Below are 24,225 nucleotides of genomic sequence, written 5' to 3'. Positions count from 1 at the left end.
GGTTCATCGCTCACGGACATACGAGCCGGGAGCGGGCATCAGCGGCGGTAGGTCCGGGGTGCCGAGCATCGCCGGTGCGGTCTTGTCCGGTCCGCTGCGCTCGGCCAGCCAGGTGATGTAGTCGGACCACCAGGAGTCGGGCTTGTTGTCGGCGGTCTCGAGCCACTCGTCGGGGTTCTCGGTGTCGGGTGAGGCAACTCGGTAGGAGGCGCGAGGGTTGCCGGGCGGGTTGACCAGCGCGGCGATGTGCCCGCTGGTCGAGAGAACGAACCGGATGTTGTCGTTGCCGAGCAGGCGCGCACTGCGGTAACAGGCCTGCCAGGGGCTGATGTGGTCTGCGACGCCGGCGATCACGTAGGTGTCGACGGTGATCTTGGTCAGGTCGACCGGGGTGCCGAGCATGCTCACGGCGCCGGGGACGGTCAGCGCGTTGCTCAAACCCATCTGCACCATCTCCTTGTGGAGGGTGGCAGCCATCCGGGTGGTGTCGGCGTTCCAGAAGAGCACGTCGAACGGCGGCGGCGTGCGGCCCTGGATGTAGTTGTTGACCCAGTACCGCCAAATCAGGTCGGTCGGGCGCAGCCAGGCGAACACCTCGGCCAACGAGCGGCCGTCGAGGTACCCGCGGGCGGCGGAGACACGGACCGCGGCCTGCGCGGTGGTCGGGTCGAGGGCCGCGGCGGGGAAGCCGGCTCGGCTCTGGTCCAGCACGGTGACCCCCAACGTCACACTCGCGAGGCGGTCGGCCTGCCCGATGTCGGTCAGGTGTGCCGCGGTCATCGCCGCCAGCATTCCGCCCGAGCAGGTCGCGAACAGGTGGGTCTGCTTGGCCCCGGTGATCCTGTCCACCGCGTCCATTGCATCGAGGATCGCTTGCCCATAGGTGTCGAATCCCCATGTGCGGTGGCGCGCTTTGGGGTTGCGCCAGGAGATGGTGAACACCTGCTGGCCCTGGTCGAGGAAGTGCTCGACCATGCTTCGGCCTGGTGAGATGTCGACGATGTAGAACTTGTTGATCACCGGCGGCACGATCAGCACCGGCGTGGTGCGCACGGTCGGGGTGCGTGGGGTGTACTGGATGACCTCCATCACCTGGTTCTGGAAGATCACCGAGCCGGGTGTTGCGGCGACGCTGCCGCCGACGACGAACGCGTCCGGGTCCACCATCGCGGGCACTCGTGGTGTTGTCGCGAGGTCGCGAACAAGGTTGCTCAACCCACGCACGACCGAGCTGCCGCCCGTGTCGATGACCGCCTTATATCCGAGTGGGTTGAGCAGCGGGTTATTGCTCGGGGACGCGGCCTCGACGATGTTGTCGAGGGCGAATTGCAGGCGTTCGCGGTCCCGCCAGTCCAAGTCGGCGTCGGCCAGCAGCTTGTCGGCGGTCTCCGCGGCGGCGAGGTAGGCCTGCAGGATCCGCCGCAGGAGTGGGTTTCCCGACCAGGCGGGGTCGGTGAAGCGTTTGTCGGCCCGCGCCGGGGCCCGGGTCGACGTGCCGCGCGCGATGTCCGCTAGTTCGACGGCCAGGCTGCGGCTGCGGCCGAGGAGGAAGTGCGGCGCTCCGGCCAGGCCGGCTCCGAGGCGCAGCCAGGAGCGGTTGGGCAGCATTCGGCGGGTGATCCCGAGTGCCGAGTCGGTCAGTAGTAGGTCCAGCGGTGCGGCGAGCTCCTCTGCGGCGGCCTCGGTGTCGACGACGGTCGAGTCGGTCATGGTTGGTCCTTCGGGATGATCAGTCGGTGCGGGGGTGAATGCGATGGGGGCGGTGATGCTGCGACCGTGCGGCACCGATGCACGGCCGATGGGCCCTACGGCATGATGTTCCGGGTGGCTGGGGGTTTGTTCGTCTCACATGTCCATGCCGCCGTTGACGCTCCAGACTTGCCCGGTGATGTAAGAGGAGGCGTCCGCGGCGAGGAAGTGGACGACGCGCGCGATCTCCTCGGGTCTGCCTGCCCGGCCTGCGGGGATCTGGCTGGTGAGCCGGGCGAGGACCTTCTCGGGGATCGCCGCGGTCATTTCGGTGTCGATCAACCCGGGCGTCACGGCGTTGACGGTGATGCCGAGGCCGGCGTCGGTCCGTTTGCCCGACTTGGCCAGCTGGAATGCGGCTTCCTTCGCGAGCGTCTTGGTGAGCCCGAACAATCCGGACTTGGAGGCGGCGTAGTTGGCCTGGCCGATGTTGCCGGTTTCGCCGACGACGGAGGAGACGTTCACGATTCGCCCGGTTCCTCGCTCGAGCATGTGGGCGAGCGCGGCCTGGGAGAGGAAGAAGGCGCCGGAGAGGTTGACCGCGAGGACGTTCGACCAGTCCTCGTCGGTCAGTTCGGCGATTGTCTTGTCGATGGTGATCCCGGCGTTGTTGACCAGAATGTCCAGTCGCCCATGGGTGTCGATCACTTCGGCGATGGTGCGCCGGCAGTCCGCGGCGGAGCCGACGTTGCCTTGATGCATCGAGGCCGACCCGCCGCGCTGTCGGCAGGTTCGGGCCAGATCGGAGACGAACTGTTCGGCGCTGCGTTGGTTGCGGCTGTAGCCGACGGCGACGGTCGCGCCCTGGCTTGCCAGGCTGTGGGCGATTGCGCCGCCGATGCCGCGGGTTCCGCCGGTGACGAACGCGACCCGACCGGCCAGTTTGTCGGTCGATGGTGTGGCGGAGGCGACGTCCTGTGTGGCCAGGGAGTTCATGAGGGTTCTCTTTTCGGGGTGGAGGTGTGGGATGAGGGGTCAGTGGTTGAGGTGTGCGAGGGCGTCTTCTGCGGCGTTGGCGCCGCACATGCCGTGGGCGCCGGGGCCCGGTGGCGTGGCGGCCGAGCACAGGTACATGCCCGGAACCCCGATTCGATACGGCGACAATGTTGTTCGCGGGCCGAGTACGAGTTGGCGGATGTCCTTGGAACCGGTGAGGATGTCGCCGCCGATGTAGTTGGGGTTGTAGGTGGCCATCTGCGTGGTCGATCGGGTGCTCTGGGCGATGATGCGGTCACGGAAGCCGGGAGCGAATCTTTCGATCTGGGCGATGACCGCCTCGGTGGCGTCGCCGGTGTATCCGTTCGGGACGTGTGCGTACGTCCACAGCGGATGGATGTTGCCGGTGGAGCGTCCCGGGTCGGCCAGATACTGCTGCCCGACCAGGACGAACGGCCGCTGGGGCATCCGCCCGTCGTGGATCGCCCGCTCGGTGGTGGCGACCTCGGCGTAGCTGCCGCCGAGGTGAACGGTGCCGGCGCGGTGTGCGTGCGGGTTGGTCCACGGGACGCCGCCCTCGATCGCGAAGTCGACCTTGAACGCGCCGGGGCCGTGCCGGAAGCGTCGGAAGGCCCGCGCCACCCGAGCCGGCAGGCGGTTACCGACAATGTCGGCGACCGCACTCGGTACCAGGTCGAACATTGTCACGTCCGTGACCGGCAGTTGGGAGACCGAGTCGATCCGGGTTCCGGTCTCGATTTTCCCCCCGAGGTCGACCAGCAGCGACGCCAGGGCGTTGGTGATCGACCGCGACCCGCCGGCGGCGACCGCCCAGCCGTGGCGGTGACCGGCGGTGATGATGCCCAAACCGATCGCCGAGGTGAGCGGGTAGTGCATTGGCCGGAACGCGTGGGCAGCTACTCCACCGAACAGGGCCCGGGCCTGGTCGGTGCGGAACTGCCGGGCGAGCAGGGACGCCGGCAGGACGGTGGGTCCGCCGAACCGTGCCAGGGTGAGCGGGTGCTCGGGGACTCGCAGCAAGGGGCGCATGATGTCCTGCGACAGCGCATCGAACCTGGCCGACGGCCGGTCGAACAGCCGTCGCCACCGGCCACCGTCGCGGCCGAGGCCGGCGGCGGTGTCGTCCACGGATCGGTGCAGCACCCCGGCGGACCCGTCGTCGAGTGGGTGCACGCAGTCGATGCCGGGTTGCAGCCACGTCAATCCGTAGCGTTCGAGGTCGAGGGTCTGCAGGAACGGGGATCCGGCGGCCATCGGGTGGGCTGCCGAGCAGTGATCGTGCAGCAACCCCGGCACCAACGCCTCACTGGATCGGGTGCCGCCGCCGATCTCGTCGGCGGCCTCGAAGACTGTGACCTGAACCCCGCGTCGGGCGAGGGCGACGGCGGCGGCGAGTCCGTTGGGGCCGCTTCCGACCACGACTGCGGTGCTCACGCCAGCGCTCCATGGCCGCGGTCCTGCTGGTCCCGGCCGGCGTTCTGGTCCGAAGCCAGCGACCAGGTCATCTGCAACGGGATCGGTCCGTTGGGCAGCCACGGCTGCTCGGAGACGGCGTCGGCCACCTTCCAGGTGCCGCGCTCGATCACCCCGAGTGCGGCGTCGATCAGCTTGTAGTGCTGAACCCCGCTCCCGAGGGCCTCCGATTCCACCCAGGCGATGACCGCTTCGCCGGGTTCGAAGTGGGCTTGGCTCTGCACCGCCCGGATCAGGTCCTCGTTGTGCAGGTGCCCGTCACCGAAGTTGAACCCGATCAGCGAGTTGCACAGGAACTCGCCCTCGCGCACGGTGCGGGTGTCGATGTCGGGGAGATTCTTCAGCAGCAGCGAGAACAGGCCGCGGCCCTGGCTGTGCATGCTCCGCCACGCGATCGTCTTCTGCAGGGTGATCTCCGCCCACTGCGGCTCGTAGCCGAACGCGATGAACTGATCGATCTGATTGCCCGCCGATCGTGTGACCTGGTTCAGCTTCGTTTCGGCGCCGGGCGCGAACGCCCACACCGCCGACGCCCAGTTGCCCGCGTACTGCCGCATGGACGGCAGGAAGGAGACCTTGTCCGGCCGCAGGTTCCCCAGGATCGGGAAGAACAACAGCGCAGCGACGATAGCCAGGGCTAGCCAGGGCGGGGACATCTCCCACGGCGCGTATCCGTCCCAGTTCGGGAAACCGAGAAACAGGAACACCGTGGCGTAGGCGAACAGCACGTTCCATTCCAGCGGCACCGCCAACGGGAACGTCGAGACGATGAACAGGTGGAACCCGACCATGACCAGCGCGGCGGCCAGGGTGACCCACATGTTCGTCGAGAACAGCAGGATCAGCGGGGCGGCGATCTCCACGACGGTCCCGTTGCCGTGCGCCATCACGTCCGCCAGTCGCGACGGCCGCAGATCCTTGGGGAAATCGCGGTACTGCGCCCGCTTGAACCAATTGGACGGAACGAACGGGCTGTTGCTGACCATCGGCGGGACAACGTTGGAGAAGTGCTTTCCGAACTTGGAGAACCCCGCACCGACCCACACCAGGACGATCAGCAGCTTCAACGCAACGATCATGTTGACGAACGGCAGCGCGGCGAAGAACACCAACGCCGGCAGGTACTGCTCGCCGCGTGCGCCCAGGAAGATCGTCTTGTCCCGCAGACCCACCAGTACGAGCAGCGCAATGGGCGCGACGATCAGGGCGGGGCGCACCAGCCCGGAGGTGTTTTCCGGCATCACCGCCGCCAACGAATCACTGTGCACCCCGGGCGAAAACAAGGTGACGGCCAGGCTGACCAGCAGACCGACGTAGAGTACGACGTCTCCCCAGGTGCGCCGGTCACCATTGGTGAGCGGCACCCACCGCCACGGCCGCAGCCGGATGGTCCCTGGCCGCGCCCAGAACAGGATGCCGCCCGTCATCGGCTTGACCTTGCCGGCCAGCGGACCCCAGGACCCGGCGACCCCGATGGTCTCGAGCAGCACGGTCCACAAGATCGCCTTCTGGTACACGATCGGCTGGTTCCACCACTCGCTCACGTGCCAGAACGCGGGCAGACCCGACGTCACCGTGGCGATCGTGATGCCGCCGATTGCGTAGAGGAATATGAGTTTGGCAATGTAGATGGTGTGCACCATCCGCGGTGAACCGAAGCCGTTCTCGGCCCAATCGAGGGCGAGAATCCGCATCCGCTCCATCAACGGCTTCGTCAGGAAGGTGTCCGGATCGACCGGCGGCAGGTCCGGTTTCGTGAAGCTCATGGTGATCTCTCCCGTTTCGGTGGGTGGGTTTCGGTGGTGGATTCAGGCGTTCTGGCGGTGGCCGCGAAGCGACGCCCGCAACGCAGGTTTGTCGATCTTGCCGATGGCGTTCCTCGGAAGCTCATCGAGCACAGTGATATCCACGGGCAGTTTGTATTTCGACAATTGGTGGCGGGTGTGCGCGTGGATCCGGCCCGGCTCGAGGCTGGCGCCGGAGTTCAGTGAAACGAACAGCACCGGCTCCTCGCCGTAGACCGGATCGGCGCGTCCGACGACGGCTGCCTCGGCGACCTCCGGAAGCTGGTAGACGACGTTCTCGATCTCTTTCGGATAGATGTTCTCGCCGCCGCGGATGATCATGTCCTTCGCACGGTCGACGAGGACGAGGTACCCGTCCTCGTCGAGCCGGCCGATATCGCCGGTGTGCAGCCACCCACCTCCGAGCGTCGTCGCCGTTTCCTCGGGGCGGTTCAGATAGCCACGCATGACGTTCGGTCCCGCGATGAGCACCTCCCCGGTCTGCCCGTCGGCGACCGGGCTACCGTTCGGGTCCGCGATCCGGATCCGCTGGCCCGGCAACGGCAGGCCGACCGTGCCCGATTTGCGTATGCCGGTAAGCGGGTTCACCGTGCTCGCGCACGCCCCCTCGGACAGTCCGTATCCCTCGACGATCGGGATTGCGTATCGGGTTTCGAACTTCTCGAGCAGCTCGACACTGGCCGGGGCCGCCCCGCACACCGCGAAACGCACCGACGATGTAGCCGGTCGAACATCCGCGGGCAGGTCGGCCAGCATCGTGTAGATGGTGGGGACAGCCGAGAAATAGGTCGCTCCGCTCTGCTCGATCCGTTCGAAGAACGTCCTCGGACTGAAGCGACCCGCGATCGTCGCGCGCCCGCCAGCCAGCAGCGGTGACAGGGCGCCGAGGATGATTCCGTTGACGTGAAACAGGGGCAGGATCAGCAGGCTGTGGTCGGTGCCCGTCATGGTGAACGCGTCGATGACCATCTGGCACATCGCACCGATATTGGCGTGATCGAGCATCACACCCTTCGGACGCCCGGTCGTTCCGCTGGTGTAGATCAGCAATGCCAGCAAGTCGTCGCCCTGCGGTGGATCGGTCACTGTCGCCGAGACCTGGGACGTGAGGGCAATTGGTGAGACCACCGTGACTCCGTCGAGGTCGATCGGCCGGTCGATGATCAACACTTTCGCGCGCGCGTCCTGGATCTGGAAGGCCGCCTCGGCGTCGGCGAGGGAAGGGTTGATCGGAGTTGCCGTTGCACCCAAACGCCATGCAGCAAAAAGCGATACGACCAGACTGGAGGTGTTGGGAAGCATGACTGCGACCACGTCCCCCACCGCTATCCCGCTCGCCTGCAACGTCGCGGCGGCGCGCTGCACCGCCTGAAGGAACTGTGCGTTGTTCAGGTCGCCGGCGTCGTCGCAAATGCATGGTGCCGTCGGGTTCTGCGCGGCGCGGAGATCGGGCAAAGACGAGAGATTCATGGGCATTCCTGGCGCTCGATGTGCGGGTCCACACAAACGTAAAATTCGGGGGACAGCCCCACACCGTCGCGAATCGACGACATTTCCCGACGCTCTTGTTTCCCGGAAACAACACCACCTGGAAAAGCGTGCACATCAACGACCGCTGCGATCTACCGTTTCTTTCATGACAGATCGCCAACGCGACCGCGACGCCGCAGTCGGTGACGCCGCCGCGGCGATCATCGGAAGCCTCGGCGCTCGACTACCGCAAGTGTCACGCTCGATCCAGCAGCGGCTGGCCACGGAGATAATCGAGCTTCGCAACGACCCCCAGATACTGGATCTACTCGGCGCCAGCGTCGAGGGAAACGTCGAAACGGTATTCGACGCCGTCCAGTACGACATCCCGATCGACCGGGTCGAGCCCCCGACCGCGGCGCTCGAGTATGCGCGTCGGCTCGCACAACGCGGAGTGCCCGCGAATGCACTCGTGCGCGCCTACCGGCTCGGTCAGCAGGCCCTGCTCGGCACCATCCTGGACGCGATCCGTCAGGCCGACCTCGATCCCGGTCTCCGCCTCGACGTGTACGACCGAATTGCAACGGTGACGTTCCGCTACATCGATTGGATCTCCCAACAAGTCGTCCAGATCTATGAGGCCGAACGCGACCACTGGCTGGAGAACCGCAGCAGCGTGCGCGCGGTCCGCGTTCACGAGGTCCTCGAGGCCGCCGACATCGACGTGGACTCGGTGACCGCCGCGATCGGGTATCCCCTGCGGCGGACCCACCTGGCGCTGGTCCTGTGGTTCGACGACGCCGAAGATTCCCGCACCGAACTCGGACGGCTGGAGCGGACCGTCCGCCACCTCGCCCAATCGATCGACACCCCCGGCGACGCACTCTTCGTAGCGGCGGATCGAATGACCGGCTGGGGATGGATCTCCCTCCGTCCCGACGACGTCGAGGGCGCGGTCGGGGCAATCCGACGGACCGTCGCGGAGCTGCCGGACCCACCGTACATCGCGATCGGTGCACCCTTACCCGGTGTCGATGGCTTCCGGCGATCACATCGCCAGGCGCAGAACGCGCGCAACGTCGCGCTCGCCTCGGCCGGCCTCACACGGCGTATCACCACGGCAGACGAGCCGGGACTCGCTGCCGCAGCCCTCCTCGGCGAAAACCTCCCAGAGGCGCGAAGGTGGGTGCACGAGACCCTCGGACCCCTCGCCGCGGACACCGAGAACGATGCGCGGCTGCGCGAGACACTGCGCACCTTCCTGGGACACGGTTCGAGTTACAAGTCCGCCGCCGAGGAACTCCATCTGCACTTCAACTCGGTGAAGTACCGCGTCCAACGCGCGGTCGAACGCCGCGGCCGCCCCATCACCGACGACCGCCTGGACATCGAGATCGCCTTGCTGGTCTGCCACTGGTTCGGCGACGCTGTGCTTGCACCGCACGCGTAGCGGAGAGGGTGCTCCGAGCACCCGAGCCGGCTCCGGCGAATCACTCACCGCTCGCTACCGCTCCTACCGCCACACCATGATGCCCAGGCGCGGAGACGCGTTCGACCGTGGCGTCTGGCGGCTTCACCGAGTCAGTCCAATCCACCGATACCGATCCTGGCGGCGGACCAGGCCGGAACCGCCAACCGACACAGTGCAAATCTTCACGTACACGCAATCGATGGAGAACGCGCCTGCACGGTGCGTTCGGTCGCGGTTCGGGAATCGCAACCTGTGGTCTTGACTGCTCGCCACGGTCGCTCCCAGGAATTGATGCTGGGAGATCTCAAAGGTCTATCATGTTCGGCCACACTCGGTTCGGGGGAATCACTTCAGTCAGGTGCGAGACTGTCGTCCTGAGTTCGGAACGTTCGGGACTCGACCCGAGCGGGAGGGCCCTGTTGCGTTACGAGAGTTTCGGATTGAGGAAGACGTACAGCGCAGAGATCTTGCTCTCGCGAACGATGACAACATCGAGTCCCGTGTACTCAGCCGCCTCGCCTTTCGGGCCCGAGCCCCATGCAAGGATTCCCCCGTTGTGTAGGGCTTGGGCCTGTCCGTGGGGTGTGTAGGCAAATTGGGGATGGGTCGAGCGTAGTTCCCCGGCGAATTTTTCGAGTGCGTCGTGTCCGCTGAAGACGCCGTCCGGGGCGTAGAGCACGCAATCGTCGGTGTAGAACTCGTCGATGGCGGCGCGCCGGCGGGTCGCATTGCCCTCCCCGAAGACTTCCTGAAGGTTTCGATGAAGAAGTTCAATGGTCCGTTCGGTCATTTTGTGTCTCGTCCCCGCGGTGGTGTTTCGCGGTCTGTATCGGCAGTCCGCTTCTATAGCGTGAAAAGCGGTCCGGTGAGGGTCAGCCCGAGGTCGCCGTCGTGGGCGAAGAACGCAAACAGCATCAGTGCGGCGCCGGCCAACGCGATGTCGGATCATCTCCGTCTGCCGGGTTTGCGGGTCGGATTCGGACCAGAAGTTGTGCATGAGCGCCGCGGTGGGGGCAAGGAAGGCGACCAACAGTAGGGATCCGAGGTCGGCCCAGATGCCGAGAAGCACGCTCAGCGCGCCGGCGACGAGGATCACCCCGGACAGCAGGACCGAGGCCTGGGGGAGGGGCAGGCCCTTGGCGGCGGCGTACTGCGCCATCGTCGTGGACTGGGTCAGGTGGCCCACGGCCGAGGACAGGAACAGTGCGGAGAAGAGAATTCGGCCGATCAAAACGACGATATCCATCGTCAACCTCCCGTGGGTGGTTGTGGAGTGTGGTGGCGACGCGTTGGGGTGATGACGCTGTTGGTCGTTTCTCCTACCGACTCCTGGTGGTTGTGACTCGAATCATGTGGTTGTGATGTCATCTGCGGCACCCGGCCCGGGGAGGGCATCTTGCGTGCTTGACGGACCGGTAGTGGTTTGCGGACTCGATTCAGGCTGCGGTTGCTGCGGCTCGAACCGGGCCAAGCGCAGTGCTCCACGTGATGACCTGATCGAGCATCGCGTTCGCCGCGGCGGCCTGGTGTTCGCTGGGGGTGAATTCCCTGTAGTGCTCGAAATCGGCTGCCAGCGACAGGGTGACTTGCTGCCGCACGTCGGCCATCTGCAGTTCCCCGGCAATGGCGCGCAGGTGTTCAGCGGCGCGGGCCCCTCCGACAGCGCCCCAGGTGACGAATCCGACTGCCTTGTTGTTCCATTCGGCGTACAGGTAGTCGAAGGCGTTCTTGAGTACTCCGGGGATACCGTGGTTGTATTCGGGGGAAGCGATGACGAATCCGTCGAACGCGGCGATCGTGGCGGACCACTGCTTGGTGTGCTCGTTCTGGTATAGCCCGAAGGACGGCGGCATCGGTTCGTCCAGGTGCGGCAAGGTGTGATCGCGTAGGTCGATCAACTCGAATTCCGCGTCGCCACGCTGGGAGGCGATGTCGTGAACCCAACGGGCGACCTTCTCGCTGTTGCGGTTGGGACGGGTGCTGCCGACGATGATGCCGATTCTGGTCATGGCGATCACTCCTGCACGGAATCGATGTGGTGTTCGGTCCCGACGGTGCGGTTGGAGGGCTCACATCAATTTGTTGATGTATCCACAAAACTACTCCCCGCGTTGATGACGTGTCAACAAAAAGCTAGGGTTGGGGCATGGCGACGAGGTGGTTGGACGAACGGGAGAGCCGGGCATGGCGCGGTCTTCGCCGCATGCACGCCGACCTGAGTGCCCACCTGGCACGGCAGCTGACCGAGGAATTCGGCCTCACCGAGGCCGACTATGTCGTCCTCGTCGAGGTGTCCGAAGCGCCCGGCCGTCGGATCCGTTCTCGCGATCTCGGCCGGGCGTTGGGATGGGAACGAAGCCGGCTCTCACACCAGATCGCCCGCATGGAAGCCCGCGGCAGCGTTCGCCGCGCTCGGTGCGACACCGACGCCCGCGGATTCGACGTACTGCTCACCGACGAGGGCGTGGCCGCCATCGAAGCGGCGGCGCCGCTCCACCTGGCCGGGGTTCGGCATTGCTTCGTCGACCTGCTCACCGCCGAGCAACTCGACGTCCTCGGCGACATCGCGGACACCGTCACCGGCCACCTGGACACGGAGCACCTCGGCTCCGCCGGTTGATCGGTGGTACCACACCTGTCCTGTCCTGTGCCGGCCGGCGCGGTACCTGTGTGGTCGGCGCCGGCCTCGGTGTGGTCCCTGTCAGAGTGTTGGGTTCAACCGGCACCCTTCGCCAGCGTGACGCCTTCACATGAACTGCGCCGCTGGTGCTCGGCCTGATCCTCATTGTCCTGTACGGAATTCCGGGGGTCCCAATGACGTCCACCTCGCCCGCCGATTGCGTAGTACCCGCCCGAGTAACCTGAAGTCCATTTGGTGGGTGTCGTCGATGAACCCGGGGCGAGTGCCTCTCACTGTTGGTGCATCCGCGACGTGGGGTGGCGGCCGGGGCGCATCGCGGGCCTGCCGATGTTTGACGCGATCGCATGGACGGAAGGGTGGACTCGCCGGCCCGGTGAATCGTCTGGCCCGGGGAGGTGACGAGTGCGAGTTCACTGGTTGTCGATGGGTCGGGGGATTTCTATCCCGCGAAGGAGGTCGACGGTGGGCCGGTCCGCTGGGTCGGCGGGGCCGCCGCCAACGGCACCGCCGCGCAACCCGTCATGGGCTGGGATTCGGTGGCGGGAACCTGGCAAGGAACAGCCCGGGGTGTGGCACGATCTGCTGGAAGTCGCGGTTGACATCGCCTGCGGCCGGTCGTCCCTGCGCGTTCTGACGACGCGGTTTTCACCGTTCTTTTCGGGCTGCACGTGGTCGCGGCGTTGTGAAACCCACGGCCGCGTCGTAGAAGCTCCGCGTAATGTAATTGTTGCTGCTCTTCTTCGGCGGTGAGGGCGTAGCGAATTGGGCGACCGCGCACGTCCTGGGTGGCGGCGTTCTTCGACGGTGTCACCGGGAGCTAGCTGGTCAGTGTTCTCATGTCCTGGTGTGGTGAGCAGGATGGCCGCGGCCTTGCCGTAATCCTTGCGCGTTGCGCTGGCGATAGTCGTCTCAGGCATCCATCACGGCGGTGAACGTCATGCGGTCTCCGCGGTAGAGTGACCGTCTCTGTTCGATGGGCACACCGTCCTTGTCGTAGGACACTCGATTGAGCAGAAACATCGGAGTTCTGGTGTCGACGGTCAACAGCGCAGCTTCCCGGGCGTCGGGCAGAACCGTCTCTATGGTGTCGACGACGCGACCGAACATGATTCCGCGCGTTCTCAGTTCGGCATACAGTGACTTCCGGTAATCGAACCCGTCCATCAGGCCCGGAATCCGGTGGGCGGGAATGCGTGTTGTCTCGAGCCCGACGCGGACGTCTCCGGTGGTGAATACGCGCTCGAGTTGAATGACGGTAGCGCCGACGTCGATGTGCAGCAGTTCGGCGAGGTCGTCGTCCGCTTCGTCGGCGGACCATCCGACCAGGATGCGAGAGGCCGACATGCCTTTTTCCCGGGCTGCCTCGGTGTACGAGCCGATAGCAAGCGGAAGAACGACTTTGGGGTCGGCGACCACGGTTGTTCGACCGCGACGTTCGATGCGGCCGGCAACGAGCAGTTCACGCATCGCCTGACGCAGTGTTTCCCGGGCAACGTCGTACTTCTCGGCGAGGTCCCTCTCGGAGGGAAACGAATCACCGGGTGACAGATTATCGAGCAGTGCGTCGAGATTTTTGCGCACGATTTGGTGTTTGAGCATCCGAGGTTCCGCGTCGACCGCCATGCGCCGACACTATCATTTCTCGGTCTAGACCAAGATGTCACCGGTCGTTCATCGTCAGTTCACGCGGCAGCTTTGCCTTGGTCTATACCAACCTGAATTGTGTGCGGCATGACGAATCCGACCGCGCCGACCGCGTACCGCACCCCTCCCGTTCCTACCGCTCCCGCAATCGAACTCGTTGTGATGGACATGGCCGGCACCACCGTCGCCGACGACGGTCTCGTCATCGACGCGTTCGACAGCGCCGCCACTGCTGTCGGTCTCGCGGAGACGGGCGCCGAGCGCGAGGACGCCCGCCGGTACGTGCTGGAGACGATGGGACAGTCCAAGATCGAAGTGTTCCGTGCACTGTTCGGTGCCGAAGACCGCGCCCAGGCCGCGAACACGGCCTTCGAAGCCGCTTACGATGCACGCATCGACGGCGGTGTCATGCCGATTCCCGATGCGGCCGAGACGATTACCAGCCTTCGCGAGGCCGGTATCGCTGTGGTGCTGACAACGGGATTCTCCCCGGCCATGCAGCACCGCATCCTCGATGCGCTCGGGTGGCAGACCATCGCGGATGCATACCTGGCGCCGGGAGACGCCGTCCGCGGACGCCCACACCCCGACCTCGTCCTCACCGCTGCCATGCGGGTTCAGGTCGGTGACATGGCGAACGTTGCCGTCGTCGGTGACACCTCCAGCGACATCCTGTCGGGTCGTCGCGCCGGTGCATCCATCGTGGTCGGTGTGCTCACCGGCGCCCACCGCGCCGAGACGTTAAGGGGCGCCGGGGCGACCGACGTCCTCGACAGCGTCGCAGCCCTCCCTGCCCTGCTGATGCCCTGACCTGCGCAGCCCTCTCATCGCGTTGTCCTACCCGCTGTAACCTTCCTCGACCGAACGGACGATTCACATGCCCACCCCCACTCGCCACCGGCTCGGCATCGCCGCCGCGTTGCTATCCGCCACCGCACTCGTCGCCTCCGGGTGTTCCGGCTCCGGCGCCGGGGCCACCACCGAACAAGGATTTCCCGCAACCCTCACTCTCGCGGCCATCCCCGCCGAGAACTCGACCGACCTGAAGGCGAGTTACGATCCGGTCATCGAACGCCTGCAGCGTGAGACGGGTGCCACCGTCGAATTCGTGCAGGCCTCCGACTACGCGGGCGTCGTCGAAGGCCTGATCGCCGGCAACGTCGACCTCGCGTTCTTCGGCCCATTCGCCTACGTCGTGGCCGGCATCAACGGCGCGAAGATGACACCGCTCGGGGCCGTCGTCAAGGACGAGGGAACCCCTCCCGGGTACCAGTCCTACGGCATCACCCGCTCGGACAACACTTCCGTCAACGGTCTCACCGACTACGCCGGCAAAAAGGTCTGCTTCGTCGACCCGAGTTCCACCTCGGGATTCTTGTATCCCTCGGCCGGGCTCATCGAGGAAGGCGTCGTGGCGTCCGGGTCGGAAGCGGACATCTCCGCAGCCATGACACCGATCTACGCCGGCGGGCATGATGCGTCGGCGCTCGCGGTCAAGGCGGGAGACTGCGACGCCGGTTTCGCCTTCGACACCATGGTCGACAAGACCATGATCGACAGCGGCGAGCTGGCGCCGGGAGATCTGAAGACGGTATGGAAGTCGGAGACGATCGCGGGGTCGCTGTTCGCCGCGAACGACGAGCTCGGCACCGACGCGATCGACACGCTGAAGAAGGTGTTCAGCGAGGGCATGAACGTCAGCGCCTTCATCGCCGACGGCATCTGCTCCGAGGGATGCCGAATCACCGACGAGCGTGCCTGGGGTGTCGTACCGGCACAGGACAGCGATTACGACGGCATCCGCCACGTGTGCGAGGTCACCGGATCCGAAAAGTGCCAGGGCTGATCATGTTTGCGCACACCGACCCCGCCGACACCGTCGTCGTCAGCGCCCGCGACGTCACGAAGACGTTCGGCTCCACCACGGCGCTGAACAACATCAACCTCGACGTGCACCGCAGCGAGATGCTGGTCCTGCTGGGCTCGTCGGGTTCCGGCAAATCCACGCTACTACGGTGCATCAACGGCCTGCACCCGATCACCTCGGGCACCATGACCGCCCTCGGAACTCGCGTCGACACCGCGCCACCCCGGCAGGTGCGCGAGCTGCGAAAGAACGTCGGCTTCATCTTCCAGCACTTCAACCTCGTCGGCCGCCTCAGCTGCCTCGAGAACGTCCTCGTGGGCGGACTCGGACGGCTGCGAATCCTTCGCTACGGCGCGCTGACCTACCCCAAGACCATGCGTACCGAGGCGCTGACCTGCCTCGATCGTGTCGGGCTCGCCGACTTCGCCGAGCGCCGAGCGGACACCCTCTCCGGCGGGCAGCAGCAGCGCGTCGCCATCGCCCGCACCCTGATGCAGCGACCGAGCATCGTGCTCGCCGACGAACCCGTTGCCTCGCTCGACCCGGAGAACGCCGCCGTCGTCATGGACCTGCTGCAACGGGTGTGCACCGAGGAAGAACTGACCGTCGTCTGCACCCTGCACCAGGTGGATCTCGCGCTCGGCTGGGCGCATCGCCTCGTCGGTCTGCGCGACGGAGGAGTCGTCCTCGACCGCCCCGCGGCCGGATTGCAACGCGACGACGTCATGCCCCTCTACCGGCCCAGCGCACCCGAAAAGGACACCGTGTCGGCGGCGGGGCCGGTATGACCATCACACTCGGCCCACCGCCATCGAAAAGCACGACAGTCGAGAAGGATTCGCGGCGCCGCTGGCTGCTACCGGCGTTGGGCGCCCTCGCTCTCGCCCTGACCATCCTGTCGGCCGGGTACATCGACTTCGCCCCGGCCACCCTCGTCGATGGTCTCGAGGACGTTCAGCGCCTGCTTGCGCGCATGCTGCCTCCGCGAGTCGACGACACCGGCCGGATCGTCTCCCTCGCGTTCGAGACGCTGCTCATGGCAGTTCTCGGCACCGTCCTCGCGGCGATTGCCTCTGTCCCGCTGGCGTTCCTCGCTGCCCGCAACACCACCCCTCATCCCGTGGTGTACAGCGCCGCGCGGGCGATCATCACATTCTGCCGGGCCATGCCCGATCTTCTCTTCGCGGTCCTGTTCGTCCGAGCACTCGGAATCGGGGTAATGCCGGGCGTTCTCGCGTTGGCGTTGCACTCGATCGGCATGCTGGGCAAGTTGTTCGCCGACGCCATCGAGCAGACCGCCCCCGCCCCCCGGGAAGCGATCCGTGCCACCAGCGTCGGCTACCTCCGTGAGATGATCAACGCCGTTGTACCGCAGGTGGTCCCTGCGTGGATCGGCGCCTTCGTCTACCGCATCGACATCAACTTGCGCATGTCGGTCATCCTCGGCTTCGTCGGCGCAGGGGGTATCGGTTTCGCACTGCAGGACGCACTGCGCGGTCTGATCTACCCGCGGGCTCTCGGGATCGTGCTCGTCATCCTGGCCATCATCGCGGCGATGGAATTGGCTGCGATCGCCATCCGGCGGATGCTGCTCGTTCCGTCGCAGGCCGGGCCGCGCCGCGACCGAGCCATGCGCATCGGTGCCTCCGCGGTGCTCGTCGCCTCCTGCATCGCGTCGTTCGTCGTACTCGACATCGACCCGAGGACGCTGCTGACCTGGATCGGGCCGTCCATCGAGGTGTTCGGCCGCATGGTGCCGCCCGACTTCTCCTCCCTCGGCGTCGAACTGGTGGACGCCCTCGTCCAGACCCTCGCCATCGGCGTCGTCTCCACGGCCATCGGCGTCGTACTGTCGATCCCGGTCGGAATTCTCGCCGCCCGCAACGTCACCCCCCATCCGGGCGTGTACTGGGTGGCGCGGTCATGGATCCTGATCGTGCGTGCGGTCCCCGAGCTCATCCTCGCCGTGGTGTTCGTTTGCGGCCCTCGGACTCGGACCCGTCGCGGGCACCTGCGCTCTGGCGATCGGATCGATCGGATTCCTCGCCAAGCTCGTCGCCGACGCCGTCGAGGAAATCGACCCCGGTCCGCTCGACGCGGTCACCTCCGTCGGCGGGGGCTGGTGGAATCGACTGTTCAGCGCTGTCGTCCCGCAGGCTGTTCCCTCGATCATCGGATCGAGTCTGTACCTGCTCGACGTCAACATCCGCACCTCCACTGTCTTGGGCATCGTCGGCGCGGGCGGTGTCGGATTCCTGCTGTTCGAGTCCATACGGACCCTGAACTTCGAGGTCGCCGGTGCGATCGTTCTCGTCATCTTCGTTGTCGTCTACTTCGTCGAAAGGATATCCGGATGGATCAGATCACTCCTCGTCTGACGCGGGCCGCAGTGTGGACTCGTGACGGTATCGACGTCCACGCACTCGAGATCCCCGAACTCGGGCCAGGCGAGATCCTGGTCCGGATAACGCTGGCCACGGTGTGCGGAAGCGACCTGCACACCGTGTCGGGACGCCGTCCGGCGGCGTGCCCGTCGGTGCTCGGGCACGAAGCCGTCGGACGAGTCGCCGCCACCGGAACCGGCGCCGACCCGGCAGTCGTCGGCGACGGCGGTCACCCACTTGCGGTCGGGGACCGCATCGTGTGGTCGGTGACCGTCCCGTGCGGCCGCTGCCCGCGCTGCCGGTCCGGGTTCACCGCCAAGTGCATCGACGTACGCAAAGTGGGACACGAACCCGCAGAGGGACAGTGGGTGCTGAGCGGGTCGTACGCGCAGCACATCGTCCTACCGCACGGGACTGCCATCGCCCTCGTGCCGGAGTCGTTGCCGGATCCGGTGGCTGCCCCGGCCGCATGCGCGACCGCTACCGTCATGGCCGCGCTCGAGGAGGCCGGCGATGTGAAGGGCAAGCGGGTGCTGATCGTCGGCGCCGGAATGCTAGGAGTCACTGCCGCGGCGGCGTCCGCCGAACGCGGCGCGTCGGTTCGGGTGATCGATCATGACCCGGTGCGTCAGAACAAGGCCCGCAACTTCGGGGCGGTCGACGACGACGGTGACCCGGTGGATGTGGCCATCGACTTTTCCGGTGCGTCGCCGGCAGTGCAGGCCGCGCTGGGGCGACTCGACACCGGCGGCCGGCTCGTCCTCGCCGGATCGGTCACTCCCGGGTCGTCCATTACGGTCGATCCCGAAACCGTGGTCCGGCAGTGGCTGACGCTCACCGGAGTGCACAACTACGAGCCTCGACACCTCGCCGAGGCTGTCGGATTCCTCGACGCCACACGACACCGCTACCCGTGGGCCGAACTAGTCGACACGCCGGTGCCGCTCGATCAGCTGAACCGCGTCCTGAGACCGACGCCATCGGGCATCCTTCGGTCCTCTGTGGCGCCCTAAAGGTGCCACCGGGGCACCCGAGTCACGCTCTGCCGTTGCGGGGCCGGGGGTTCGATCCTGTGGCGGTTGATCAGCAACACGATCCTGAGCACCGGGTAGAGCACGATGGGTGCAAGAGCCCCCAGATCGAAGCTCGAGGGTGGTCCGGATCCCCGCCCGCACGATCGGGTCTTCCAGGATTTCCAGGATTTGCCGGGCGATCTCACACGCAGCAAACACAATCTGTTGGAGCGACGCTGGACTCACGGTCAGGCCCTTCTTGCGGCCTTGGCAGAAATAGCCGATCAGACCCACACGCCGTGCTGGCAGCGCAGATTCTAGTAGGTCCGTCGGGTCACCGACGGTCCGCCCGGTGCGGGCACCAACATGTTGCCGTCCCCAAGTTTCTGAGCCGGAGGCTTTCAGCTGTTACCGACATATCTAACACTAATCAATAGGTTCTGACACTGTCTGCCGGTATGAATTGGTGAGGCCACGGGAATACTTGGGATGTCGGTGGTTGGGGTGTGCAAGACGGCACGGGAGGGCCGGTTGCCCTCTGGGCGCGCCAGTTCGGGTCACCGAATCCTTGACCGCGCGGACCTCGACTCCTATCTATCGGGCAGGCCCGGATGGGAGTGTGCGGGAGCGACACCGGGGGGGCAGTGTATTGCCGGGCGTGGTGGCCCGACATGACAAGAGGCGTCGATGGCCAATCGGGAAAAGATGTTGCGGGGCAGCGCTACTGGTGAGGCGTATCGGGGTCTGCATGGATCGCGGCTCGAGTCCGCGGGGGCAGCGGGCGGGGTTGGGCCGGATGCTCGACGACGCGACCGAGGGTCGGTGCACGGTGGTGCGGGTGGTGTGGCGAGATGTGTTGGCGATCCCGACCGCCTCCACACCTACACCTACTTCGGGCGCTCCCGCACCGGCCAGTTCTACGCGCGGAAGGTCGCCTGGCGCATCGACCGGTGGTTGTTTCGGCGCCTCCGGCGGACGTCTGCCGTCACAGGTCTGGACGGTCCCTTCAGCGCCGCTCGAGACCACAGGCGCCCGGTCGGTTCGGTCACGCGAGGTGCAGTCGACCTACTTCCGCGATGGCGCGACCCGATCTTGATAGGGTCCCGTCCAACTACGGCCCGTCGACGAGATCTCGAGGTCGGGCGAACCTATCGACACGAGATCGGGAAACCGACACGGAAACGGGGATGTCGATTGCCATTCGGCCTGTGGCACGAACGCGCAGGCCGGACCTGCGGTGCAGACGGACGCAGCCGCAGCTGAACACTTGCACGAACACCTGCCAGTCGAACTCGACGGCGTGTGCACCGATTATTCGACCTCGTGGTTGTCGAGATGTCGGACGTATGATCGACGGACCGCCGGGGCGCCCACGCGGAAGGATGGACAATGGACAATTGGTGGCTGTATTACTGCCCGTTTCCCCAACCTGTCCGAGAATGGCTGTGGCTGATTGTGCAGCAGATGTGGTAGCCCGCTGTACTACCCGACCAGAGTCCGCTACGTTTTCTCAGCCCTGGTGGGTGCCTGGGTGGTGGCTTAGCTGTTGGTGACGACGAAGCCCTTACCGACAGGGTTGGGTTGGGCGTTGATGCCGTCGAGGACGGCAGCGAACTTGATGTATTCGAACGCGAACAGCGCAGTGTCGAATCCGCGGACCATGCCCACGATCTCGGTGTTGTTCTGAAGTACGGGACCACCGGAGTCGCCACCGCCTGATTGGGCGTTGCTGTAGAAGCGTGTCGTGTTCTGCGCGGTGATCGACCCGCAATGGACGCCGGTACCGGCCCCGTCCTTGCAGTGGGGGCCGACCGGGTCGGCGGCGCCGATTCCGTCGACCCGGGCACTGGGACCATTCGATGTGAGTGTCGCGTCAGCGTTGAGGGAAATGACCACCCAGTCGACGCCGATCCCGCCGCCGGGACTGCGGTACGCGATGTTCCCGATGTGTTCCCGCGGTCCGGTCGGTGCATAGCGGTAGACGGGTGCACCGTCGGGTGTGCCGTCGACACAGTGGGCGGCGGAGATACCGATCTTGTTGCCGAGCCAGTCGGTACCCACGACACCCATCGTGCAGAACTCGATGATGCCGGGCGGGTGCGGCACCGGGTTCAGGTCGTCGGTCCATGCGATGCCGTTGGACACGACACCGGTGGCTGATGCCGCCGGCGTGTCGACAAGGAATGCGCCGAGGGTGACTGTTAGACACGCAAGAAAACCGTAAAGCCTTCTCAATTGAGTTCTCTCTTCTTCGCGGCGTCGAGGGGCTATCTGTAGGCCGCTCTTTGTTTGGTGGTCGAGCTGGGCTCGACTCGACGATCTCTCCACGGCTGACTGTCGGGGTCCGGAAGTAGCAGGACCCTATCTGCCGATCGCTGTTGGCGTCAGGCACGGCCTTCGGCAAGGCCGTCGGGGCACAGGCAACGCTGCGGAAGAACGGCGCGGTCGGCGGCAGTGCACACGGATCGGTGGCGGGATTAGCGACAACGAGAACCGCACCAGCAGCGGATACGGCTCGCCCACGATCATCCGGTCATAGCGGACGCGGATCTTGCCCCGGGCACCGCGTGTGGGGGAGTCGTCGACCCAGGCGTATGCCCGACGGTCCACGACACGATCGCGGCGTTCCCGACGAGGGAACTTTGCTCAGTTCGGTGCTGCCGCACGATGAGCACGTGGACGCGTCGGCGGTGAGCGTGGTGTGGCACTGATCGCAGTGGCGGATGGTGAAGCAGTCGCGTGCGACGAGGGGGGAGCGGTGGAGCTGATCGCGGTGGAGCTGATCGTGCATCGGGGGCCTCGGCTTGCAGGGTTCGTGGGTTGTTCGACTTCCACACTCCTCGCGAGATGTCCCTCCGGTGACGGTAGAACGGCCGGTAGGCATACCCATCTTTGTGCCCGGGGCTGTCCGTAGGGTCGAGATCCAACCTGGTTGATTTTCCTTCTCCGGCTCCGCGATGCCGATCCTGGTGCGTTTTGCCCACGCCTGGAAGTCACGGGGTAATGCCCCGGGCAGGGGTTCGGCCGGGAGTGCTTTTCGCACTCTCGAGCAGGATCTGCGGGACATGGCCGACGACCTGACGCAGGACTGAATCGGAGAGACCTACCCGGATCCGCCAACCGTTGCCTGCTGCCCTGATCACAACGATCCGCGCCGATACCGCGCTATGCTGCGTCTACAGCACCACCCGAGGCCGGTCGTCGATATTCGCTCTGCGCCGTGACGGTCCGAAACGGCTGACTATGACTGGTGACAACGTGGTTCGCGTGCGAGTCGGAAGCGGTCTGCCGAGCTCGGGTGTGCCGATGGTCTGCGTCGTGTCCGGGCGGCGAAGGGCGGCGCCGAGGATGAGTGCGCAGAAATGGACGAACGAGATGGGAGGCGACGGTGACTCGCTCCGAGGGTGACACGTCAGCCGAGGTCGCCGCGTCGGAGATGCCCACAGGGGCGGCGGACCGGTAGATGTGTTGAGGCGCAGCCAAGCGCAGCCCCCGCCAACGATGTATATCAGCTGGCAGGGGCGCTACACGGACAACCTGCACGTAGTAACGAGCAGCGCATCAATGATCTTCGTGAGCCGGAGCCCGGAAGTCCAGGGAGTGTGATCCACGCCATTGCATTATTTCAGCACCGCTGAATAACCGACCAGTAAGTGTGATCTCGACGCTTCCTTGCGGTGCGTGCACGATCCGGTGGGAGTTGCCCAGTCGCGATCGGCGCGAGCCTGCGGCAGGGGTGGTACTGCCGGAATTGGTGTGTTCTCCTTCGCCACAGCAATGCGAGTGGATTTCGGCATCGAATGATTGCGTGAGAATCCCGTATCGATCGGGACGCCGATTGTTCTGTGCTGCAGCGTCTCCCAGCAGTGCTCGTAGCTGTTCTGCGGAATCGAGTATGTGCGGCGAGTTGCTCACCTACCGTTGTGGCTGATGGCCAACGGCCCAGTCGGATCAGTGCCGGCGGCCGGGTCGGCACCCCCGCACGATTTGTGCTGGTGCAGCGAAATGCTTGGGCAACACGGTTCGGGCACCGGCTGTGTGACGTAGAACACAGCCAAATTTGTGGGAGAAGCCTGGCGCTCGGGGATGTTCGGTTGCAACCCTGAGCCGAGACCCAAACCTCCAGACCCAAATACGGGACTGGGTGTAGGTATTTCGGCCGATGTGCAGGTGTCGAAGTCGGTCCAAGGTAGTTGGTGCGCGTCATCGACGTGGCAGTCGAGAATATCTGTACGTGAGAGAAGAGTTGTCATGGCACGGATCGCCGGGTACCTGGGCTCCAGTCTGCTGAATACGTTGCGGGTCGGTGTGGTTGGCACTGTTCTGTACGCCGGGCTCATCATGGGCGTGGTTGTGGTGGCGGTGTGGAAGTTCCCGATGCCTGGCGTGTAGGCCCGCGGCGACTCATGGTCCGCCGCCGATTCCCGGCGAGTGAAACACTCGGTGGCAGTTCGGCGATAGAGCTGACAGGGGCGTGGTTGTGCTCATGGCTCCGCGTCGCCGGTGATCAACGCGCGGTACCTGTAACGGACGCCTGTTGGTGTGGAAGGAATGACAGTGTTCGGGACGGGCATGGGCGCGATGGTTGGTCTACTGGTGGTCGCATTGGTGGTGGTCCCCGTCTCGTTCGGTGTGGCGGCACGAGCGGACGCGAAGGTCCGCCGTGTCTCGGAGTCCCAAGCGTCCGATCTGAACCCACGGGGATCGGCCGCGGACGTGCACGAGAGGTGCGATCGGTGGCGGCAGTTGGCAACGCGGGCGTGGTTGATCTGCGGCGGCGCCTCGCTGGTTGCGGTAGCGGTCGTGGGTGTACTGATCTGTGTCGGGTGAGGGCGACGACGTAAGCAGGCGGGCGAGGGTGTTGGTTCGCGGTTGTCAGTGCGGGGCGGGCTGAGCCCTCGACGTCGAGTCTGCGGCTCGAGTATCAGCGGAAGATGAAACTATCTCGGCCGCTGTGGCATACGCGCCCGGGGTCGCCGGAGATGCGGTGAAGCCCAGGTGAGCCGAAGCGGCCCGGTCGGAGTGTAGTCCGCTCCGGCCGGGCCTCGCCGGGACGTGCAACAGGTACCCGCCGCGTGAGCCCTGACCGCGCTCGTCACGCGGTGCGCGTCCGGGAAGGGGTGCGCGCCAGTCGGGCGGTGCGGTTCCGCGTTGGTGTACGTGGGTGGGTGGCTTCGCTGATGTCTCCTCAGGCGTGCGGCGGCGTGTGAAATTGTCGACCGGATTTGCGGATGTCGGCGGAACGGTGTTCGCCAATCCCTCCTAGTCGATGGAGGTTTGGCTGGCGCAGTATCGGATTATCGACCTGCTCCTTCGTGTTCCGATGCGAGGAAATGGTAGATCCGCCGCCCGCCCCGATCGTCGAAATGTGACCCACGCCACATGCTTTTCTCGGGTTGTCCGAATCTACGGCCGGCGGCCGGCGGTGCAAGCTCACCCGCTCAAGAAACGCGCATTCGACTCCGGGCGTTGGTTCGGGGCGGCGGATTCGGTGCCTGACCGAGCAAAGAGATCGTCGGCGTGTGGTGCACAGCGCCCGGTGGTGGGGTGCGGGTGTTCGAGGTCGGACTGGTTGGTCTGGACCTCGGGTAAATGCGGTGTGTTGCGGTTGAATGGGGGGCAGCGGGTCGTCCGCGGGTGAGCAGCTATGGCAGACGTTGTCCGATTCCGGGTTGGCGTTGGTGTGCGTCCGCGGGCCGCAGTGCCGATGGGCGGACCTGCTCTTGGCTGGGGATGAAGTGGGGGAGCGCT

Annotated in this window: 17 protein-coding genes and 2 pseudogenes; 9 read left to right on the top strand and 10 right to left on the bottom strand. The window is 65.7% G+C overall.

Going from position 1 to position 24,225, the window contains the following annotated elements; all coding sequences use genetic code 11:
• Positions 1 to 3 precede the first annotated feature (3 nt).
• From ACFWAY_RS42735 to ACFWAY_RS42715, 5 genes are all read right to left on the bottom strand, one after another.
• Positions 4 to 1,710 (bottom strand): PHA/PHB synthase family protein, encoded by a 1,707-nt coding sequence (locus ACFWAY_RS42735; RefSeq protein WP_378514752.1) that lies wholly within the window; start codon positions 1,708 to 1,710, stop codon positions 4 to 6.
• Between the two features lie 135 nt (positions 1,711 to 1,845).
• Positions 1,846 to 2,685, bottom strand: coding sequence for a 3-oxoacyl-ACP reductase family protein (locus ACFWAY_RS42730; protein ID WP_378514751.1), 840 nt, complete (start codon positions 2,683 to 2,685; stop codon positions 1,846 to 1,848).
• A 39-nt stretch (positions 2,686 to 2,724) separates the two neighbouring features.
• Positions 2,725 to 4,140 (bottom strand): phytoene desaturase family protein, encoded by a 1,416-nt coding sequence (locus tag ACFWAY_RS42725; protein ID WP_378458055.1) that lies wholly within the window; start codon positions 4,138 to 4,140, stop codon positions 2,725 to 2,727.
• Entirely contained in the window at positions 4,137 to 5,945 is a 1,809-nt protein-coding gene (locus tag ACFWAY_RS42720) for a DUF3556 domain-containing protein (RefSeq protein ID WP_378458054.1), read from the bottom strand. The genes ACFWAY_RS42725 and ACFWAY_RS42720 overlap by 4 nt, the downstream gene beginning before the upstream one ends.
• 42 nt (positions 5,946 to 5,987) lie before the next feature.
• Entirely contained in the window at positions 5,988 to 7,454 is a 1,467-nt protein-coding gene (locus ACFWAY_RS42715) for a class I adenylate-forming enzyme family protein (protein ID WP_378458053.1), read from the bottom strand.
• Between the two features lie 166 nt (positions 7,455 to 7,620).
• Here ACFWAY_RS42715 and ACFWAY_RS42710 point away from each other — a divergent pair, with 166 nt between their 5' ends.
• A complete protein-coding gene (locus ACFWAY_RS42710) occupies positions 7,621 to 8,904 on the top strand; it encodes a PucR family transcriptional regulator (protein WP_378458052.1) in 1,284 nt (427 codons plus the stop codon).
• 445 nt (positions 8,905 to 9,349) lie between these two features.
• Here ACFWAY_RS42710 and ACFWAY_RS42705 read toward each other — a convergent pair whose 3' ends face one another.
• From ACFWAY_RS42705 to ACFWAY_RS42695, 3 genes and pseudogenes are all read right to left on the bottom strand, one after another.
• Positions 9,350 to 9,715: a nuclear transport factor 2 family protein gene (locus tag ACFWAY_RS42705; RefSeq protein WP_378514754.1), complete on the bottom strand. Its 366-nt coding sequence runs from the start codon at positions 9,713 to 9,715 to the stop codon at positions 9,350 to 9,352.
• A 261-nt stretch (positions 9,716 to 9,976) separates the two neighbouring features.
• A pseudogene (locus tag ACFWAY_RS42700) lies at positions 9,977 to 10,171 on the bottom strand (DoxX family protein); the annotation flags it as partial.
• A 190-nt stretch (positions 10,172 to 10,361) separates the two neighbouring features.
• On the bottom strand, positions 10,362 to 10,934 hold the full coding sequence (locus ACFWAY_RS42695) for an NADPH-dependent FMN reductase (RefSeq protein ID WP_378514750.1): 573 nt from the start codon (positions 10,932 to 10,934) through the stop codon (positions 10,362 to 10,364).
• Between the two features lie 137 nt (positions 10,935 to 11,071).
• On the opposite strand from ACFWAY_RS42695, the gene ACFWAY_RS42690 reads away from it, so the two are divergent.
• Positions 11,072 to 11,545 (top strand): MarR family winged helix-turn-helix transcriptional regulator, encoded by a 474-nt coding sequence (locus tag ACFWAY_RS42690; RefSeq protein WP_378458048.1) that lies wholly within the window; start codon positions 11,072 to 11,074, stop codon positions 11,543 to 11,545.
• A gap of 930 nt (positions 11,546 to 12,475) precedes the next feature.
• On the opposite strand, the gene ACFWAY_RS42685 is transcribed toward ACFWAY_RS42690, so the two are convergent.
• Positions 12,476 to 13,189 (bottom strand): GntR family transcriptional regulator, encoded by a 714-nt coding sequence (locus ACFWAY_RS42685; RefSeq protein ID WP_378514749.1) that lies wholly within the window; start codon positions 13,187 to 13,189, stop codon positions 12,476 to 12,478.
• Between the two features lie 108 nt (positions 13,190 to 13,297).
• On the opposite strand from ACFWAY_RS42685, the gene ACFWAY_RS42680 reads away from it, so the two are divergent.
• The 5 genes and pseudogenes from ACFWAY_RS42680 (at position 13,298) to ACFWAY_RS42660 (ending at position 18,474) form a co-directional block, all read left to right on the top strand.
• Positions 13,298 to 14,020, top strand: a complete 723-nt coding sequence (locus tag ACFWAY_RS42680) for a phosphonatase-like hydrolase (protein ID WP_378514748.1) — start codon at positions 13,298 to 13,300, stop codon at positions 14,018 to 14,020.
• Positions 14,021 to 14,087: 67 nt separating this feature from the next.
• The gene (locus tag ACFWAY_RS42675; protein WP_378458045.1) at positions 14,088 to 15,056 is read left to right on the top strand and encodes a phosphate/phosphite/phosphonate ABC transporter substrate-binding protein; all 969 of its coding nucleotides are present in this window, start codon (positions 14,088 to 14,090) and stop codon (positions 15,054 to 15,056) included.
• Between the two features lie 2 nt (positions 15,057 to 15,058).
• Positions 15,059 to 15,865, top strand: a complete 807-nt coding sequence (gene phnC / locus ACFWAY_RS42670; RefSeq protein ID WP_378514747.1) for a phosphonate ABC transporter ATP-binding protein — start codon at positions 15,059 to 15,061, stop codon at positions 15,863 to 15,865.
• Positions 15,862 to 17,455: pseudogene (gene phnE / locus ACFWAY_RS42665) on the top strand (phosphonate ABC transporter, permease protein PhnE). Before phnC ends, phnE begins: the two are co-directional and overlap by 4 nt.
• Positions 17,431 to 18,474 (top strand): zinc-binding dehydrogenase, encoded by a 1,044-nt coding sequence (locus tag ACFWAY_RS42660; RefSeq protein ID WP_378514746.1) that lies wholly within the window; start codon positions 17,431 to 17,433, stop codon positions 18,472 to 18,474. Before phnE ends, ACFWAY_RS42660 begins: the two are co-directional and overlap by 25 nt.
• Positions 18,475 to 20,013: 1,539 nt before the next feature.
• Here ACFWAY_RS42660 and ACFWAY_RS42655 read toward each other — a convergent pair.
• Positions 20,014 to 20,619: a hypothetical protein gene (locus ACFWAY_RS42655; RefSeq protein WP_378514745.1), complete on the bottom strand. Its 606-nt coding sequence runs from the start codon at positions 20,617 to 20,619 to the stop codon at positions 20,014 to 20,016.
• Positions 20,620 to 22,725: 2,106 nt separating this feature from the next.
• Between ACFWAY_RS42655 and ACFWAY_RS42650 the strand changes: the two genes are divergently transcribed.
• Entirely contained in the window at positions 22,726 to 22,866 is a 141-nt protein-coding gene (locus tag ACFWAY_RS42650) for a hypothetical protein (protein ID WP_378459002.1), read from the top strand.
• Between the two features lie 165 nt (positions 22,867 to 23,031).
• Complete coding sequence (locus ACFWAY_RS42645) at positions 23,032 to 23,304, top strand: hypothetical protein (RefSeq protein WP_378459004.1); 273 nt, start codon at positions 23,032 to 23,034, stop codon at positions 23,302 to 23,304.
• The last annotated feature ends 921 nt before the right edge of the window (positions 23,305 to 24,225 follow it).

The organism is Rhodococcus sp. NPDC059968 (assembly GCF_042738615.1).
Taxonomy (GTDB): Bacteria; Actinomycetota; Actinomycetes; order Mycobacteriales; family Mycobacteriaceae; genus Rhodococcus_F.
Note: the sequence above shows the minus strand (reverse complement) of the source record. Positions and strands in the feature narration are given on the sequence as shown.